Source organism: Vibrio sp. THAF190c (genome assembly GCF_009363355.1).
GTDB classification, from domain to species: domain Bacteria; phylum Pseudomonadota; class Gammaproteobacteria; order Enterobacterales; family Vibrionaceae; genus Vibrio; species Vibrio fortis_A.
Genome location: NZ_CP045338.1, coordinates 1,003,368 through 1,019,178 on the forward strand (window position 1 = coordinate 1,003,368; position 15,811 = coordinate 1,019,178).

17 protein-coding genes and 1 other RNA gene are annotated in these 15,811 nt (G+C 45.3%); 12 read left to right on the forward strand and 6 right to left on the reverse strand.

From position 1 onward, the window contains the following. Nucleotides 1-89: 89 nt before the first annotated feature. Nucleotides 90-740, reverse strand: coding sequence for an isoprenoid biosynthesis glyoxalase ElbB (elbB, locus tag FIV04_RS04595; RefSeq protein ID WP_152468372.1), 651 nt, complete (start codon nt 738-740; stop codon nt 90-92). A 402-nt stretch (nt 741-1,142) separates the two neighbouring features. Here elbB and FIV04_RS04600 point away from each other — a divergent pair, with 402 nt between their 5' ends. Further along, complete coding sequence (locus FIV04_RS04600) at nt 1,143-1,463, forward strand: DUF1244 domain-containing protein (RefSeq protein ID WP_032549579.1); 321 nt, start codon at nt 1,143-1,145, stop codon at nt 1,461-1,463. Between the two features lie 89 nt (nt 1,464-1,552). Here the strand turns inward: FIV04_RS04600 and FIV04_RS04605 are convergent, their stop codons facing one another. Then, entirely contained in the window at nt 1,553-2,617 is a 1,065-nt protein-coding gene (locus tag FIV04_RS04605; RefSeq protein WP_150871575.1) for a PLP-dependent cysteine synthase family protein, read from the reverse strand. Nucleotides 2,618-2,766: 149 nt separating this feature from the next. Here FIV04_RS04605 and FIV04_RS04610 point away from each other — a divergent pair, with 149 nt between their 5' ends. Together FIV04_RS04610 and FIV04_RS04615 are read left to right on the forward strand one after the other, a co-directional pair. Beyond that, nucleotides 2,767-3,222, forward strand: coding sequence for an Lrp/AsnC family transcriptional regulator (locus FIV04_RS04610; protein WP_032549577.1), 456 nt, complete (start codon nt 2,767-2,769; stop codon nt 3,220-3,222). Nucleotides 3,223-3,303: 81 nt separating this feature from the next. Then, nucleotides 3,304-4,002: a hypothetical protein gene (locus FIV04_RS04615; protein ID WP_152468373.1), complete on the forward strand. Its 699-nt coding sequence runs from the start codon at nt 3,304-3,306 to the stop codon at nt 4,000-4,002. A gap of 94 nt (nt 4,003-4,096) precedes the next feature. On the opposite strand, the gene tesB is transcribed toward FIV04_RS04615, so the two are convergent. After that, a complete protein-coding gene (gene tesB / locus FIV04_RS04620; protein ID WP_032549575.1) occupies nt 4,097-4,957 on the reverse strand; it encodes an acyl-CoA thioesterase II in 861 nt (286 codons plus the stop codon). A gap of 167 nt (nt 4,958-5,124) precedes the next feature. On the opposite strand from tesB, the gene FIV04_RS04625 reads away from it, so the two are divergent. Then, nucleotides 5,125-5,565, forward strand: a complete 441-nt coding sequence (locus tag FIV04_RS04625) for a YbaY family lipoprotein (RefSeq protein ID WP_152468374.1) — start codon at nt 5,125-5,127, stop codon at nt 5,563-5,565. A 47-nt stretch (nt 5,566-5,612) separates the two neighbouring features. On the opposite strand, the gene FIV04_RS04630 is transcribed toward FIV04_RS04625, so the two are convergent. Further along, the gene (locus FIV04_RS04630) at nt 5,613-5,915 is read right to left on the reverse strand and encodes a DNA base-flipping protein (protein WP_152468375.1); all 303 of its coding nucleotides are present in this window, start codon (nt 5,913-5,915) and stop codon (nt 5,613-5,615) included. Nucleotides 5,916-5,966: 51 nt separating this feature from the next. Between FIV04_RS04630 and FIV04_RS04635 the strand changes: the two genes are divergently transcribed. The 7 genes from FIV04_RS04635 to FIV04_RS04665 all read left to right on the forward strand — a co-directional run bounded on the left by FIV04_RS04635 (nt 5,967) and on the right by FIV04_RS04665 (nt 13,135). Further along, nucleotides 5,967-6,710, forward strand: coding sequence for a hypothetical protein (locus tag FIV04_RS04635; RefSeq protein WP_152468376.1), 744 nt, complete (start codon nt 5,967-5,969; stop codon nt 6,708-6,710). 216 nt (nt 6,711-6,926) lie between these two features. Beyond that, an RNA gene (gene ffs / locus FIV04_RS04640) (signal recognition particle sRNA small type) lies at nt 6,927-7,023 on the forward strand. Nucleotides 7,024-7,199: 176 nt separating this feature from the next. Beyond that, nucleotides 7,200-7,928: a GntR family transcriptional regulator gene (locus tag FIV04_RS04645; RefSeq protein WP_152468377.1), complete on the forward strand. Its 729-nt coding sequence runs from the start codon at nt 7,200-7,202 to the stop codon at nt 7,926-7,928. A 207-nt stretch (nt 7,929-8,135) separates the two neighbouring features. Then, entirely contained in the window at nt 8,136-9,500 is a 1,365-nt protein-coding gene (locus FIV04_RS04650) for a PTS transporter subunit EIIC (protein ID WP_152468378.1), read from the forward strand. A gap of 46 nt (nt 9,501-9,546) precedes the next feature. Continuing rightward, the gene (locus FIV04_RS04655; RefSeq protein ID WP_152468379.1) at nt 9,547-10,983 is read left to right on the forward strand and encodes a sucrose-6-phosphate hydrolase; all 1,437 of its coding nucleotides are present in this window, start codon (nt 9,547-9,549) and stop codon (nt 10,981-10,983) included. Nucleotides 10,984-11,063: 80 nt separating this feature from the next. Further along, nucleotides 11,064-12,182 carry a carbohydrate porin gene (locus tag FIV04_RS04660; RefSeq protein ID WP_152468380.1) on the forward strand — a complete coding sequence of 373 codons (1,119 nt, stop codon included), beginning with the start codon at nt 11,064-11,066 and terminating at the stop codon, nt 12,180-12,182. A gap of 29 nt (nt 12,183-12,211) precedes the next feature. Further along, entirely contained in the window at nt 12,212-13,135 is a 924-nt protein-coding gene (locus FIV04_RS04665; RefSeq protein WP_152468381.1) for an aminoimidazole riboside kinase, read from the forward strand. A gap of 89 nt (nt 13,136-13,224) precedes the next feature. On the opposite strand, the gene FIV04_RS04670 is transcribed toward FIV04_RS04665, so the two are convergent. Both FIV04_RS04670 and FIV04_RS04675 read right to left on the reverse strand, forming a co-directional pair. After that, nucleotides 13,225-13,986: a transporter substrate-binding domain-containing protein gene (locus FIV04_RS04670; protein WP_152468382.1), complete on the reverse strand. Its 762-nt coding sequence runs from the start codon at nt 13,984-13,986 to the stop codon at nt 13,225-13,227. 158 nt (nt 13,987-14,144) lie between these two features. Next, complete coding sequence (locus tag FIV04_RS04675; RefSeq protein WP_032549564.1) at nt 14,145-14,486, reverse strand: hypothetical protein; 342 nt, start codon at nt 14,484-14,486, stop codon at nt 14,145-14,147. 289 nt (nt 14,487-14,775) lie between these two features. Here FIV04_RS04675 and adhP point away from each other — a divergent pair, with 289 nt between their 5' ends. Further along, nucleotides 14,776-15,792 carry an alcohol dehydrogenase AdhP gene (gene adhP, locus FIV04_RS04680; RefSeq protein ID WP_152468383.1) on the forward strand — a complete coding sequence of 339 codons (1,017 nt, stop codon included), beginning with the start codon at nt 14,776-14,778 and terminating at the stop codon, nt 15,790-15,792. The last annotated feature ends 19 nt before the right edge of the window (nt 15,793-15,811 follow it).

Below are 15,811 nucleotides of genomic sequence, written 5' to 3' on the forward strand. Positions count from 1 at the left end.
TTTGGGCTGAATGTTAAAAAGCTCGGCTTCTGAATTGAAGTCGAGCTTTTTTAATGCTTGGAACATTATAGGAAATGAGCAGCTGGTCGTTACGCTCTCGCGATAACCTCTTTTACCAAACGCTCGATACCAGAGTTGGCTTCTGAAATAGAGCCAGCCAACATATAAGCAGGTGTAGAGACAATGTTGTGCTGGTCATCGATAACAATATCATCCACAGGGCACTCTTGGTGTGCGCCCCCTAACTGCTGGAATGCGCCAGCGGTGCCTTCATCGTTACCGATTGTGCCCTTTGCTTGAGAAGCGTAAACCATTGGAATGATTACTGGCGCAATACACATGTAGCCAGCAGGTTTGTTCGCTTGTGCAAAAGAAAGACATGCGGTCTTAACATCTTCATTGATTTGACAATCTGCTTGAGCAACGGCAAAGGTGGTTAAGTTCTTCGCTGCGCCAAAACCGCCCGGCACAATCAAAGCATCAAAGTCTTGAGCAACGAGTTGTTTTACATCTTGAACATTGCCGCGAGCAATTCGCGCCGACTCGACCAGTACGTTGCGCGACTCTTCCGTTACCTCGCCGGTAAGGTGATTGACGACATGTAATTGGTCGATATTAGGAGCAAAGCAGTGCCATGTCGCCCCTTCTTTTTCAACAGCGTGCAGCGTTAATACCGCTTCGTGGATCTCGGCTCCGTCAAATACACCGCAGCCACTTAAAATCACAGCAATCTTTTTCATGGTAGTCCCTAAGGTTTGATGGTCATTGTAATGGTGCTCAACGTTTTAATGGCTCGAACATCGTTAACTCAGAGCCTAAGCGTTGAACTGTTAATGTTATTGTGTCGTCTTGGTTTCGAGGTAGAACCGTATCATTAGTTCTAGAGTCAGCACTTTTCATCAGCAAATCAAGCGGTTGTTTGTGATTTGTTGACCTCTGTTCTGATACTCAATACCACGCATTTCTTAAGATTACTCTGCAAGGTAAACCAGCCATGATGGTAAGGATACTAAGCATATTTAAGGGATGACGTTTACTTTCTAATACACAACGAAAAAGCACGACTTGTGTCTGGCGCGCATGACACTTTTTTTGTATAACAACAGAGCTCAATACAAATAGAACAGAATAAGGAATGTAAAGTGGCTGAATTCAAATATAAAAATCTGTCTCAAGAAGAACAAGACAAGCTGGATGCGGCGACTTTTCGTCGTTTGTTGGCACATCTAGATAACAACAAAGATGTTCAGAACATTGATCTAATGATTCTTGCTGGTTTCTGCCGCAACTGCTTCAGCAAGTGGTACAAAGCCGAGGCAGAGCAACAAGGTCTAGACATCGATATCGATGATGCTCGTGAGCGCGTATACGGAATGACTTATGATGAGTGGAAACAGAACCACCAACCGAAAGCGACACCAGAGCAGCTAGCCGCGTTCGAAGCGAAGCAAAAGCCTGAGTAAACAACTCGACCCATATTAAAAAAGCGGCATGAACCTTTTCATGCCGCTTTTTGTTTTAAGCCTTTCGGTATTGTTTAAACAACGAGTGTTTACAGCTCGCCAGTTTGGTTAAACACTTTGAGTTTTTCCGCGAACGGCTCAATATCACCGATGTTTTCACGAACCCACTCGTCATCAAAGTATGTGTCTAGGTAACGTTCACCGCTATCACACAACAGAGTCACGATAGAGCCTTTCTCTCCACGTGCTTTCATCTCGCTTGCCAGCTGTAATACGCCATACATATTTGTACCTGTTGACGCGCCGACTTTACGGCCAAGCAGTTCTGACAACCAGTGCGTTGTCGCAATACTTGCTGCATCTGGAATAGTGCGCATCTCATCGATCACACCCGTAATGAAGCTTGGCTCCACGCGCGGGCGGCCAATGCCTTCAATTTTACTGCCCTTGTCACCAGTTAGGTCGACATTGCCTGTCTTAAAGAAGTCGTGGAATACCGAGTTCTCAGGGTCTACCACACACAGTTGTGTTTCATGTTGTTGGTAGCGAATGAAGCGACCAATGGTTGCAGATGTGCCACCCGTGCCAGGGCTCATCACGACCCATGCTGGGATAGGGTGATCTTCCATTTGCATCTGGTTGAAAATCGAGTTGGCGATGTTGTTGTTACCGCGCCAGTCAGTTGCACGCTCTGCATAGGTGAATTGATCCATGTAGTGGCCATTCAACTCTTCAGCAAGGCGACGAGACTCAGCATAAATCTGGTCTGAGCGATCAACTAGGTGAGCTTGACCGCCGTAGAATTCAATCTGTTCAATCTTTTTCTTGGCTGTGCACTTTGGCATAACCGCAATGAAAGGTAGGCCAAGCAAACGTGCAAAATACGCCTCTGATACTGCAGTACTACCAGATGATGATTCAATGATAGTAGTCTCTGGACCAACCCAGCCATTACAAATCGCGTATAGGAAAAGTGAACGCGCTAAACGGTGTTTTAGAGATCCCGTAGGGTGTGTACTTTCATCTTTTAGATAGATATCGATGCCTTCGACACTCGGTAAATCAAGCTTGATAAGGTGAGTATCAGCAGAACGTTGAAAGTCTGCTTCGATTTTGCGGATGGCGTTGTTGATCCATTTATGGTCAGTACACATAGGGGTATCTCCAGAAATTTGACGTTGTTATTTTTATCTTTGCTATGTCACTAAATTAGCGGGAACTGCAGAGAAAAACTTTGCTATATTTACTGCATATTGATGACTAAGTAGAAAAAATTTCTCTTTTATAGGCTTTTATTAAAAACATGATCGATGCCACGGACAAAAAAATACTGCGTCTGCTACAGCAAGACAGCACACTGTCACTTAACGATATTGCGGAAGCCGTTAACCTCACTACGACTCCTTGTTGGAAGCGTCTTAAGCGTTTAGAAGAGGAGGGGGTGATAGAAAAACGCGTTGCGCTGCTCAACCCTGAGAAGCTGGATTTATCCTTTACGGCATTTGTTTTGGTCAAAACCAGTGACCACTCACATGAATGGTACGGGCGCTTCGTCGGCACGGTCTCCGAATTCCCAGAAGTGATGGAGTTCTACCGAATGGCTGGCGAATATGATTACATGCTCAAAGTTCAGGTCAGAGACATGAAGTGTTTTGATGAGTTTTATAAGCGTCTAGTGAACAGTGTTGATGGCCTCTCTAATGTCACTTCTACATTTGCAATGGAACCTTTGAAATACACAACCGCACTGCCGCTATAATTAATGGAAAGGGCACCTTTTGGTTAACGCAAGGCATCAATGAGCTAACTCAAGGTACTAATCAGGAAAATAAGGACGTTTATGCAAGCAAAAATCTCTATGGCCATTCAGTTGCTATTGGCGACGGCGATTTTTTATTTGGGATACAGCATCTTCGCTTTTACCAATAAGGTAGGTGAGGTGGTGGATACCTACCCACAGGTGATTGATGACCTATCTGTTGTTACCAAGGAGCTCAAAGTGGAAGAGTTTCTTGTGTTAGCCGAGCATATTGATGAGCTAGCTCCAGAAGTACTATTGACTGTAGAAGCAGTGCGTCAAACCATTGATGAGGTTAATCAAACTGTCGCTTCAGTGGACAGTAAGATCCCATCTATTCTGCTTGAAGTGAAGAACGTCAGAACAGAGACGGTACCTACTGTACTGAAAGAAATTAAAGTATTGAGAACGGATGTGATACCTCCGACTCTCAACGAAGTCACACGTTACCGTGTGGATGTGGTGCCGCCTGTACTGGCAGAAAGCCAAGCTTATCGTGAACAAGTGATCCCTGTCGTTGTGCAAGAGTCTGCTCAGTTAAGAGAAGAGGTTCCGGGGATTTTGAATCAGGCAACAGAGCTGGTGGATAAGAGTAAAGTGTTAGCTCAAACCGCGACTCAAGGGGCAGTTGAAGGCACAGTGAAAGGGGTGGTGTTATCACCTATTAACTTGATTCGCGATGCCGGTAATGGGATTAAGACTCGCGTTCAGGGTGAAGAAGAAGTACCAGTCGCTGAATAGGTATTCGAACTATTAAGAACATGGAAAAGGGCTTGAGTAGTACTCAAGCCCTTTGTGTTTTGGTTTACCATTATTGGCAAAGGCTAGACGAAAATTACTTAGTAAAGCGCATTACGCCTTCTTGTACTGCCGTAGCAACCAGTTGACCTTGCTGGTTGTAGATCTCACCTCGAACCAAGCCACGAGTGTTACTCGCAGTAGGGCTCTCTATCGCGTACAGCAGCCACTCATCCATCTTGAATGGGCGGTGGAACCAGATTGAATGGTCAATAGTGGCCACTTGGAAATTCGGTGTCATCAGAGAAACTTCGTGAGGATGCAGAGCCGTCACGAGGAAACCCCAGTCAGAAGCGTAAGCTAGCAGGTATTGGTGAATCAGATGGTTGTCTGGCATTTCACCATTTGCACGAACCCATAAGTATTGCTTTGGTTCAGTCTTCTTCGGTTTGAGAGGGTTCACAACCGTAACTGGGCGCATCTCAATTGGCTTCTCGCCACAGAAAGTCTTTCTTAGCTTCTCAGGTAAAAACTCAGCGATATGGCTAGCAAGCTCTGTTTCCGATGCAAAGTTTTCCGGCCCTGGAATCTCAGGCATGGTGTTTTGGTGTTCAAAGCCTTCAGCATCACCATGGTATGAAGCGGTGAGGTAGAAGATAGGGCGACCATTTTGAATCGCCTTAACACGGCGAGTGCTGAAGCTGCGTCCGTCTCGTAAGTTCTCTACATCATAAATAATCGGCTTCTCTGGATCGCCTGGATACAGAAAGTAGCTGTGAAACGAATGGACACTGCGATCTTCCTCAACCGTGTAGCGCGCAGCAGACAACGCTTGGCCAAGTACCTGTCCGCCGTAAACTTGTGGCAGACCAAGGTTTTCACTCTGTCCTCGAAACAGACCCTCTTCCAGTTTTTCTAGCTGAAGTAAACTTAGTAATTCTTTTAATGGTTGACTCATTGCCAGAGCACCTCTTAATAAAATGAGAGCAGGTTAAAGGGTTAACCGAGCCACTCAGTCAAATATCTGTCAATAAATCATAGGGTTTCAAGACAGAATATGAAAGCTCTCTTATAATTAGCATTCAGTTTTGCTATATCCGGCAAACACATTGAGAGAAATATCTTATGAAAAAGGCTTTATTAATCGCAACGTCTTTAATCTCTTTTGGCTTCCTCGCTGGCTGCCAAACCACTGAACAAAGTGAGGCGCATCAACAGGTTGTCGCAGAGAACATGAAAATGGTAACCGGTACGGTAAGTTACCGAGAGCGCATTGCACTTCCTGAAAATGCACTAGTAACGGTAACACTAGAAGATATCTCATTGGCTGATGCACCTTCAAAGGTATTGGCGACTCAAGAATTCACAACCGATGGCAAGCAGGTCCCATTTGCTTTTGAACTGAAGTACGACGCTAGTCAGATTAAGGCGAACCATCGTTACAATGTGCGCGCAAGTATCCATGTAGATAGCAAGCTGCGTTTTACAACAGATACAATTGCACCTGTGATCACAGATGCAGCTAACACAGAATCACTGGATTTGCGTTTAGTTGGTGTTCGTTAATTCATTGTTCTCTAAGAGAACGAACTGAATAAAGAACAATGGCAGCGTTACGGCTGCCATTTGTATTTTCTGAGCTTGATTCTCCCTGCCTCACTCACTTCAATGCCTTCCGCTTCTAAATGGCGCTTTTGTCGCTCGAAGTCCTCGCCTTTTAGCGAAATCTCGCCTTTACTATTAATGACCCTAAACCAAGGGAGCTGACTTCCCTCTGGTAAATTGCCCAAAGCTTTGCCTACGTGACGCGCATAGCCTGGAAAGCCTGAAAAACGTGCTATGTCTCCATAAGTTGTTACTTTCCCATAGGGAATTTGGTGAATTACAGCAAAGATTTGGGGTAAAAATTGGTCCATACTAACTATTCCTAGTTCATTAATACCACGGATCGGTAGAAGGAGAGAGCTATGGTATTTTCAACGTTTCAGTTCTTAGTGACAACCCTATTAGCGGTTGTTTGTGCCCGAGCTATTAGTCTAAGTGACGGAGACATTCCCGTTTTGGCTATGGTTATCCCTGCGCTATGGGTTTTGCCGCAAGGAGGAGTCGCAGGCTTAGCTCTGCTTGCTTCGATGACCGTATACGGCCTGACACTTCCAATGCAGCCAATAACTTTATCAGTCAGTGCGTGGGTGTTGTTTCCTTTGCTGATGGTTGTCTTCTCACGCCACAGTAGCTTGTCAGTGCTTGTGGTTTCAGGATTAATTGTCACGACTCTACAAGTCGGCATTATGGTGACTCAGTCTGCAGGTAAGCTTGAAGGTACGCCTTGGGTTACGGTTCTTCAAACCCTATCAATAATAGTCATCTGGTGGGCGGCTAATCACCTCAAACCGGCTAGTCGACATAGCTGGTGGTCACTGGTTCTAATATTGCCACTCTGGATAGCCGACTTACCTTATGCGGCACTAGTAGCCTTGTGTGTAACGGGCATTATGGCGTCAATGGAGGCGATGACCAAGCTCAAAACCTTCCGTTGGAATAAGCTATTGTGTTGGACACTGCCCACTGCGGGTTTTGCTGCTCTGGTGATTACACCGAGTATTGAGGTACCGAGCCCAGTATTTGTTGTGTGGTTATGCTTGCTAGGCACTGCGTGGATGACGGACTACATTATTCGTACAGAAGATAACGAAGATATCGATATCTAAGCGTTAATAGCTCCAACGTCAGCATTTGTTTCCTATCTCTCTTTTTCGCAGGTAAATGACCAATTTACCTGCGATTTAGTATTGGTTTGAGTAAAGGATAAGCACTTAGACCACAATTGTTTAAAAATAGGGTGGAAGGGCTTGCAATGGTTGCGGGGATGCTTAATAATCCAGTCACTCTTTGAGGCAAGCCTCTTAGAAAACGAATCTATGGGGGCCTGGTCCTCCCGCAACAATAGCTCGTGAACTCGGTCAGGTCCGGAAGGAAGCAGCCGCAGCGAGTGACTTGTGTGCCGGGATGTGGCTGGGTTCCCACCCTTTAAAAAAGCCGCTCTTCATGAGCGGCTTTTTGCTTTTCTGGTCCCTTCCAATTCACCTCTGTTTCTCCTCATCTCTTTGGTTAGAAATTGTTTTCTCTCGCTTTGCAGGCTTGGTATTCCTTGATAGCTTGAGTAATATGAACCGAACCCCCTTAGTTTTTATGGAATTATGACTGAGTTATTTGAGCAAAAAAATTTGCAGCCGCTGTACATCCAAGTTGCGGGAGAGTTAAAGCGCGAGATTGATAAAGGCACTTACCCTGTGGGCAGTAAGCTACCTTCTGAAAATCAGCTGGTTGATCTGTTGAAAGTCAGCCGAGTTACGGTGCGTAAAGCGTTGCAGCAGCTCAATGATGGCGGTTATATCTTTTCAGAGAAGGGCAAAGGCAGCTTTGTTAAATCCAATAAACTGCGTCATGACTTCTTATCTATGTCTGGTTTGGCGCAAGAGGCGGCAGGTGCGGGTCTAGAAGCGACCAATATTGTCGATGCCTTTGAGGTGCAGCCTGCAGATGAGCTTGTCGCTCAAAAACTCAATATCTCTGTTGGTGAGCCCGTTAATTTTGCTCGTCGTTTAAGGCTGGTTAACGACCAAGTCGTCTCATTTGAAGAGTTCTACATCCCACGAGTACTACTTCCCAACCTAACAAAAGACGATCTCAAGGGATCAAAGTTCGAATATTTGAGTCGTCACGGTATTGAGATGGTCAAGACGCAACAAAAGTTATTACCGGCGTTGCCTGATGTGACAGTTCAGCAATTTTTAGATGTTGGAGAGCTTGATCCCATCTTGATCAACCAATCTCAGAACTACTATGAAGAGCAGAAAATATATGAGTACTCAACGGTTTACTATAAATCTAGTTTGTATGATTTTGAGATAACCGCACGAGTTTAGAGAGTGTCGAATAGCCCACGTTTGTGGGCTATTTTTTTATCTATAGGTTTTTGAATGTAAGCAATCTTATGCATTTCAGGTAAACAACAAGTGTGACGAATAACAAAAAACGACAACGAAAAATACAACCTGTATCTAACCTGTATTAGTATAAATACAGGTTAGATACAGGTTGTTATTTCTTTGCACTCTTTGGAGACGAAATTTATGGCGCGAGATGCGAAAGTTGTAGCGAATAGAGTTATGGCCTTACTGGGAGGTGAGGGCAATATCGCACAACTTAATCACTGTGCAACACGACTGCGTGTTGTGGCCAAGGAAGATGAAAAAGTCGACGCTGAAGGACTCAGCGCAACGGAGGGAGTACATGGGTACTTCTTCCAAAATGGTCAGCACCAAGTGATCTTGGGGACAGGTTTTGTAGGTAAGGTTTTTGCCATCATGAAAGGCAACGACGCCATTGAAGAAGCTCCACAAGCTGAAGAGAAAAAAGACAAAGTGAGTACCTTCCAAACGGTAACACGTACGTTCTCTGACATCTTTGTCGCTATTATTCCTGCCTTGGTTGCGACCGGTTTATTGATGGGTTTGCGTGGGTTGTTGGTGAACGGTTTCGGGATTGAGCTTTCTCCTCAGCTCAATACTCTGTCTCAAGTTTTAACCGATACCGCCTTCATCTTTATCCCAGTATTGGTGACTTGGTCGGCGATGCGCGTATTCGGTGGTAATCCAGTGCTCGGTATTGTTTTGGGCTTGATGTTGGTGGCTCCGCAACTAGCTAGTAAATGGGATGTCGCTTTCGGTAACGCAGAAGCGATGATGATTCCGTTTATGGGCTTTGAGATTGCGGTAACTGGTTTGCAGAGTTCAATTCTTCCAGCGGTGTTTATGGGTTGGTTCGCTGCTCTAGTTGAGCGTACATCACGCAAATACATCCCTGAAGTATTGGACCTCATTCTGACGCCATTTATCACTCTGTTGGTCTCTCTGATTGCAGGTTTGGTGTTCGTTGGTCCAATCCTACTCGGAATTGAGAAGCTGATTACCGAAGCCGTGCTCTACTTCTTACAAATCCCATACGGCATTGGTGGCTTGATTTACGGCGGCGCAATTCAATTCATGGCGGTAACCGGTATGCACCACACCATCGTGCCTATCACGATCGCGATGGTGACAGACACAGGCTTCGACTACATCAACCCATTGGGTACTGCTGCAATCGCAGGCCAGTTTGGAGCGGCAATGGCGGTGATGTCGATGCAGACAGATAAAGTGAAGCGCACCGGTATGTTTGGTGCAGCGTTGCCAGCTCTGTTTGGTATCACTGAGCCAGCGATGTTTGCGATTACTCTACCTCGCGTAAAACCTTTCTTGTATGGCTGTATTGGCGGTGCATTAGGTGGCTGTTTAGGCGCGATTGCGGGTATTGGCTCTGCAGGTACGGGAGCAACCATGCTACCAGGTGTTTTGCTTTACCTTGGCGGCGGTCTAGGAATGTATGTTCTTGTGATGCTAGTCGGTGCAGCCTCTGCTTTCGCGCTGACAAAGCTGCTTTACAAAGAGCCTAAATAATTTTTCACCACTTATTTGAGTGAATATTCTTTTTCTTGGAGTTGTTATGGATTTTTCTAATCGTCAAAACCGCTTTGTCCGAATTCACGAGGTGAGTGAGGAGTATTTGGCGGATATTGAGCACAAAACACAAACTGACCCGTTTTATCCGAGCTACCACATTGCACCAAAGCACGGTTTGTTGAATGACCCGAACGGTTTGAGTTACTTCAATGGCGAGCACCACATTTTCTACCAGTGGTTCCCGCTTGGCCCTGTGCACGGTTTGAAGCACTGGTACCACGTATCGACCAAAGATTTCGTGAACTTTACTGACCGCGGTATCGCGATGTACCCAGACCAAGATTACGACCATCATGGTTGTTATACCGGAGTTGGTGTACCGCACGATGATCAACTTTACCTTTTCTATACGGCGAATTTGAAAAAGGAGAACGACCAACGTCATCCGACTCAAGTTCTCGCGATTATGGACAAGCAAGGTAACGTGGAAAAGAAAGGTATCGTGGTTGACTTCGATCCGAGTGCATATACCGCAGAGATTCGTGACCCGGTGTTGGTGTGTCGTGATAACGACTATCACATGCTGATTGGCGCTCAAGGTCATAACGAAAAGGGAACTCTCGCTTACTATCGCGGTAGCGACATTGATGACTACCATCACCAAGGTGATATCGATGTAGGGTTAGAAGATTTTGGCTATATGTGGGAGTGCCCGAACTACTATGAGACGGATGAGCATGGGGTTTACATCTTCTCACCACAGGGCGTGAGTTCAGACAACAAATATGACCTCAAAAACGTATTTTCTGTGGTTTATATGGTGGGTGAGCCTATTGATTTTGAATCGAAAGTATTCAAAAACCAAGGCTATCGAGAGCTAGATAAAGGCTTTGATTTCTATGCACCACAAACGTATCTAGATAACAAACAACGTCGCATTCTTATTGGTTGGTTGGGCAACTCAAAGAGCGACTATCCGACGGATAAAAACGGCTGGGCGCATATGCTCACGCTACCACGTGAGTTGATCATTGATGGCGACTATCTGATCCAGAAACCATTGAAAGAGCTTAAAGCACTACGCCAAAGTTCAATTGACGTCGAAGACTCTGAGCCTCTAGATCTAACGTCACGAGCATTCGAGTTGGAACTGAATGTAGATGAGTCTTTCACTCTGACTTTGGCTAACCAGAAAGGTGAGCAGATGGTGTTCCGAGGCGATCAAGATGAGTTGATTCTAGACCGTTCTCAGGTCTCTCACTTACACGCAGAAGCATATGGCACGGTTCGCTACGCTCAGCGTCTAGAGCAAGCGCAAACCATCCGCGTCTTTGTCGATAACTCAGCGATTGAAATTTTTGCTGACAACGGCAAGACAGTGTTCACCTCTCGAATCTTCATTGATGAGTTGTCTCTAGTCACTCTCAATCAGGCAAGCGGCACACTGCATTATATGTCTGCGATACAGGCTACTCGCTAGCCACCAGTAAATTATTCCAAAACAAAAAAATAAGGCCCTCGTCGGGGAGGGCCTCTTATTGCCAAAATATAGGGTTTAGCATGAAAAATACACTAAAAATGTCGCTTGCGGCGGCTTCCGTAATGGTTGCAATGTCAGCGAACGCTGGAATCAGCATTGTTGATACTGAAGAGGGTAACTTCTCTGTCGGTGGCAACGTGGAGTTGAATTTCAACTACCAAGACCGTGAGTCACACGATAACAATGACAGCGAATTCAACCAAGACGGCCGCGTTCTAATCGAGTTTGCGGGCGAAAAGTACACGAGCAAAGGTCATTATGTGGGTGTGAAAGCGCAACCGCTGTTTGAGAGCACAGGCAATATTGCATTGGATGATGCGTACTTTGAGTTTGGTAAAAAAGACGGTTGGGCAATTAAAGCGGGTCGATTTGAAGCTTACGATATGTTTCCTGTTGGCTTAGATGTCTTCCTAGAGTACTCGGGAGATACAGCGAATGATCTTTATTCAGACGGTTCAGCATATTCATACCAAGCAAAAGAAGCACGTGGTCGCGGTTCAGACGGTCAAATCATGTACAGCCAAACCTTTGGTGACTTGTATGTGGAAGTTGGCGCAATGTTAGGTGACCGCTCTAACTTGTTCGATGGCGGCCTTGATGGCAAGTACCACGGTAAAGAGATCGAATCGAGCAAAGATTCGTTTTTAGTTCGCCCTGTTGTCGCTTACCAAATGGGTGATTTCAAAGTGGCTGCTTCGATTGAAACCAATCTCGTTTCTAACGCAATTGTCGCTGATGGTGTGGATATCTCAGATCGTACCGGTTATGGCTTAACTGGTAACTGGACGAGCGGTGATTGGACAGTAAATGCGAACGTTGCTTACTTAGATGCTGTTGACGAAAACAACTTATCAGCAGGTGTTAATGCACTGTGGAATAACTTTGGATTGGGTTACATTCACTCGATAAATGAGTATGAAAATAAGGAGTTTTCTTCTTGGGCTGAAGGCGACGTAAACGTATCAACATGGTATGCATCTTACGCTTTCCGTGATGTACTGGAGGTACAAGATTTTTCAATTCTTCTAGGTACATACTACACAACCGTCGACAACAAGTTGGATCAGCAGTCGGATGCATCAGCCTTTGCTGAAGAAGACGATTTCGGTGCTCGTGTACGTCTGTTCTACGAATTTTAATTTAACGTCGTTACGAGAGGCAAAGTGATATGAACAAAGTTTGGGTAACTGGAGATGCTGTTGTGGATTTGATTCCAGATGGCGAGACTCGTTATTTAAAATGCCCAGGTGGCGCGCCAGCAAACGTTGCTGTGGCCATCTCTCGATTGGGCGGTGATACTGCTTTTTTTGGTCGAGCTGGGCAAGATCCGCTAGGGCGCTTTATGAAGCAAACCCTAACGGATGAGAAGGTGAATACCGATGGCATGTTTCTGGACGAAGCTCAGCGAACATCTACTGTCATTGTCGACCTAGATGATGATGGTGAACGCAGCTTCACCTTTATGGTTAAGCCAAGCGCCGACCAGTTTTTCAGCATCGAAGACATCCCCCAATTTACATATGGACAATGGATGCACAGTTGTTCAATCGCTTTGGCTAACGAACCCTCTCGCAGTACGACGCTTGAAGCGATGCAGCGAATGAAATCAGCAGGCGGCTATATCAGCTTTGACCCGAACCTGAGGGAAGAAGTATGGGCTGAACCATCACAAATCAAAGAAGTTGTGATGAGTGCTGTTGAGCTGGCAGATGTGGTGAAGTTTTCTGAAGAGGAACTAACGTTCTTAACCGGTACTGAAACGCTAGATTCGGCTTTGGACGAGCTAAATGCTGCGCCTAACAAGCTGATCATGGTGACGCTAGGCGCTCGTGGTGCATTGGCGGTTTACAATGGTGAACGTCGAGTGATTGAAGGCACTAAGGTTGAGCAAGTTATTGATACGACGGGCGCAGGTGATGCATTTGTCGGTGGCTTGCTAGCCAAACTGTCTCAGAGTGATGACTGGTGTTCATGGTCTCAGGTCGAAGCAGCTGTTCACTGGGGCAATGCTTGCGGCGCACTAGCGACCACGCAAAAAGGTGCGATGACGGCACTGCCTTCTTTGCAGCAATTAACTGAGCTAGTGGGCTAGCGATCTATGTCAGCCATGTAAGTGTCTATCCCATAACAAAGCCGCTCATAGAGAGCGGCTTTTTTGTTCTATTGAGTCACAGTGTTGCTTTATTCGTAAATACTGTACGAGAAGTACTTGCTAGCAATTTTTGCATGCTGGCCGTTGTCGATCAGTCTTTGGATGCCGTCATTGATTAGTAGTTTTAAATCGTCGTCTTGTTTGCGAACGGCAACACCGATACCACGACCAAACCATTTCTCTTCAGTGAATTTGGGCCCGGTAAAGTGATAGTTTTTACCTTGTTCTGTTTCTAAGAATCCAGAATTTAAACCCATAGAGCCACCAAATACTGTATCAAGGCGTCCGTTCAATAAGTCAGTAAAGGCTTCATCAAAGTTACCGTAGCGGCGGATATCGACGTTCGGGTAGATTGCAGAAAGGTACTTATCTCCGATAGTTGCGCGCTGCACTCCAATCGTAAGCTCGTTTAAGCTGCCGTCTTCCATGTTGATTTCACGACCGTTTTCCATCACGAAGCGCGTTGGTACTTTTGCGTATGGGATGGTGAAGTCAACCTTCTTTTCGCGCTCTTCTGTGATTGTCATTGCAGCGATAATCGCGTCGTTTTTGCGACTAAGCAGAGAAGGGATAATGCCATCCCAATCGGTTTTAGATATTACGCATTTTACCTGCAGCTCATCACACAGTGCGTTGGCCAGATCGACTTCAAAGCCTTCTAACTTACCTTCTTTAGTTGTCCAACTAAAAGGAGGGTAAGCGCCCTCTACAGTAAATCGTATTTGCTTCCACTCTTTTGCGTAAGTGAACGCAGAAAACAGACTAACCAACGCAACTAATATCCACTTCATTTCATTATGTCCTTATATTAGAGATGGATATGCATCATTAACGATCCATTAACAACTATCAATGTAAATGCATATCCTTGTGAACTAAGGCATAAATTTTAATCAATGGCTCTCTTCTATCTTTGCGATTTGGTCGAGTGTATCGATGGTTAAAAAGGTCAATTTGCAGGCAGAATTACGGCTGAGTCGTCACTTTCGGTTTGTTCATCATCGCTATCGGCTTGTTGTGCTAGCCAATTGAGGGCTTGGGTTAGATAGAGCTTGTTGGCTTCGGCATCGCACCAAGTTTTAGATAAGCCTCTTCGATTGAACTCAGCACCAATGGCTGCCAGCGTTTGGTTACTTGGTCGACCATAGTAGAGGGTGTCGCACAGCTGCATGTTCGACATTGATTGTGCATAAACGTTGACTGAAGAGGTGTTAGCGTTCAGCGCTTTTGATTGGTTATGTGTACAGCCAGTCAAAAGAACAAGAAGAGTAATAGAAATAGCAGCTTTCATTTATTTGGTCGATGTTAGGTGGCTTTCATGAATTATGTCTGCAATTTTGCGGTTTATTGTCAATTTTACCCAAAGCTAGGTTATTACGAGAGGTTAGTACCAGTTTTAATGAATTAGTTGTTGTGGGTAAGTTATGCTCACTTTGTCTTGTGATGTTATAACATAATAAGCCATTTATTTTTAGGGTTTATTTTTTTAAGTTTACTGACAGGTTATGAGCCTTGTCACATAGATTAATTCAATTGAATGATAATTATTCTCATGTGTTTTTTTGAAAATGGAGAATCATATGAAAGCGGCAGTTGTTAGTGAATTTAAAGGGCCTTTAGAGATAAAAGATATTCCGTTACCAAACATCAAACCAAGAGATGTGCTTGTGAAGGTGCACGCTTGTGGTGTTTGTCATACCGACTTACATGCTTGTCATGGTGATTGGCCTGTGAAACCTAAAATGCCACTGGTACCTGGGCATGAAGGTGTAGGTGAGATTGTTGAAGTTGGCAGTGAGATTAAGCATTTGAACGTCGGCGACCGTGTAGGCGTGCCTTGGTTATACAGTGCTTGTGGGCATTGTGATTACTGTTTAGATGGCAAAGAGACACTCTGTCTAGACCAACATAATGCTGGATACTCAGTGGATGGCGGTTACGCGGAATATTGCCTTGCGCATGGTGAGTATGTGGTCAAGTTGCCAGATGAGCTTAACTATGTGGATGCCGCACCTCTGTTTTGTGCAGGTGTGACTACCTATAAAGCGCTCAAAGTAACTGAGGTTAAACCAGGTCAATGGGTCGCGATTGTTGGTGCTGGTGGCCTTGGTCATTTGGCTATCCAATACGCAGTGGCGATGGGAATGAATGTGATTGCTGTTGATACCGGTGACGAGAAGCTGGCTCTTGCTAAAGAGCTGGGTGCAGTTCACTGTATCGACTTTATGAAAGACAAGCCTTCGCAAGTGATCGCTGAACTTACCCAAGGTGGTGTGCACGGTGTGGTGTGTACTGCCGTATCTAAGCCAGCCTTTGAAGAAGCTTATCGCTCAATACGTCGTGGAGGGGCTTGTGTGCTGGTAGGGTTGCCGCCAGAAGAGATGCCAATCCCAATTTTTGACACGGTACTTAATGGTGTGAAAATTATTGGCTCCATTGTCGGAACAAGAAAAGACCAGCAAGAGTGCCTTCAATTTGCCGCTGAGGGTAAGGTAAAAGCGATCACCGAAACCAAGAAGCTAGAGGATATCAATGACATCTTCGCTGATATGGAGAAAGGTGAAATCACCGGCCGTATTGTGATGGAACTGGCTTAGATTCGCTCTGTATGTTGTG

Coding starts and splice junctions, on each gene's coding strand:
- elbB (WP_152468372.1), bottom strand. CDS start 740: ATGAAAAAGATTGCTGTGATTTTAAGTGGCTGCGGTGTATTTGACGGA.
- FIV04_RS04605 (WP_150871575.1), bottom strand. CDS start 2,617: ATGTGTACTGACCATAAATGGATCAACAACGCCATCCGCAAAATCGAA.
- FIV04_RS04610 (WP_032549577.1), top strand. CDS start 2,767: ATGATCGATGCCACGGACAAAAAAATACTGCGTCTGCTACAGCAAGAC.
- FIV04_RS04615 (WP_152468373.1), top strand. CDS start 3,304: ATGCAAGCAAAAATCTCTATGGCCATTCAGTTGCTATTGGCGACGGCG.
- tesB (WP_032549575.1), bottom strand. CDS start 4,957: ATGAGTCAACCATTAAAAGAATTACTAAGTTTACTTCAGCTAGAAAAA.
- FIV04_RS04625 (WP_152468374.1), top strand. CDS start 5,125: ATGAAAAAGGCTTTATTAATCGCAACGTCTTTAATCTCTTTTGGCTTC.
- FIV04_RS04630 (WP_152468375.1), bottom strand. CDS start 5,915: ATGGACCAATTTTTACCCCAAATCTTTGCTGTAATTCACCAAATTCCC.
- FIV04_RS04635 (WP_152468376.1), top strand. CDS start 5,967: ATGGTATTTTCAACGTTTCAGTTCTTAGTGACAACCCTATTAGCGGTT.
- FIV04_RS04645 (WP_152468377.1), top strand. CDS start 7,200: ATGACTGAGTTATTTGAGCAAAAAAATTTGCAGCCGCTGTACATCCAA.
- FIV04_RS04650 (WP_152468378.1), top strand. CDS start 8,136: ATGGCGCGAGATGCGAAAGTTGTAGCGAATAGAGTTATGGCCTTACTG.
- FIV04_RS04655 (WP_152468379.1), top strand. CDS start 9,547: ATGGATTTTTCTAATCGTCAAAACCGCTTTGTCCGAATTCACGAGGTG.
- FIV04_RS04660 (WP_152468380.1), top strand. CDS start 11,064: ATGAAAAATACACTAAAAATGTCGCTTGCGGCGGCTTCCGTAATGGTT.
- FIV04_RS04665 (WP_152468381.1), top strand. CDS start 12,212: ATGAACAAAGTTTGGGTAACTGGAGATGCTGTTGTGGATTTGATTCCA.
- FIV04_RS04670 (WP_152468382.1), bottom strand. CDS start 13,986: ATGAAGTGGATATTAGTTGCGTTGGTTAGTCTGTTTTCTGCGTTCACT.
- FIV04_RS04675 (WP_032549564.1), bottom strand. CDS start 14,486: ATGAAAGCTGCTATTTCTATTACTCTTCTTGTTCTTTTGACTGGCTGT.
- adhP (WP_152468383.1), top strand. CDS start 14,776: ATGAAAGCGGCAGTTGTTAGTGAATTTAAAGGGCCTTTAGAGATAAAA.